Raw genomic sequence first — 503 nt, forward strand, 5'->3', positions numbered from 1 at the left:
CCGCAGCACCGGCACGGCCAGCAGCACGGCATGGCCCGACTCGCCCGGCATCGGCAGCAGGTCGGAGACCGCGGGCTGATGGTCGCGCAGCACGCGCTGCTCGACCGCGGCGATGCCGGTCGCCAGCGCCGCCGGAAGGAGGCTGCCGTCGCCGGGACGCGGCGGCTGCAGGGTGACGCTGCCGCCGAGCAGCCGGGCCACCGCCTGCATCTGCGGCGCCATGGCGGCGGCGTCGAGCGGCTCGAGGTCGGGCGCCTCGGCCAGCACCTGCAGGGCGGCGACGCGGCGCGCCATGGCCTGCTCGACGCGGCTCGCGATGATGCGCGCGTGATCCTGCGCCTGGCGGCGCTGCAGGTCGCGCTCGGCATCGACATAGGCATGGGTCAGCGCGACGGCGAGGATGACGATCGGCGCCAGCAGCACGAAGCTCAGCAACGCCAGGTGGGAGGCCAGCGGCCGGCGGCCGCGGCCGCGCGCCAGCGCCCAAAGCGGTCCTGCCCCTC

At 76.7% G+C, this 503-nt stretch carries 1 protein-coding gene; it reads right to left on the reverse strand.

Annotated elements, in window-relative coordinates; all coding sequences use genetic code 11:
* Positions 1–503 (reverse strand): hypothetical protein (locus tag BKE38_RS32700; RefSeq protein WP_165694336.1); only part of this gene is annotated, 503 nt, incomplete at both ends.

The sequence above is a fragment of the Teichococcus deserti genome, from assembly GCF_001982615.1.
Taxonomy (GTDB): domain Bacteria; phylum Pseudomonadota; class Alphaproteobacteria; order Acetobacterales; family Acetobacteraceae; genus Pseudoroseomonas; species Pseudoroseomonas deserti.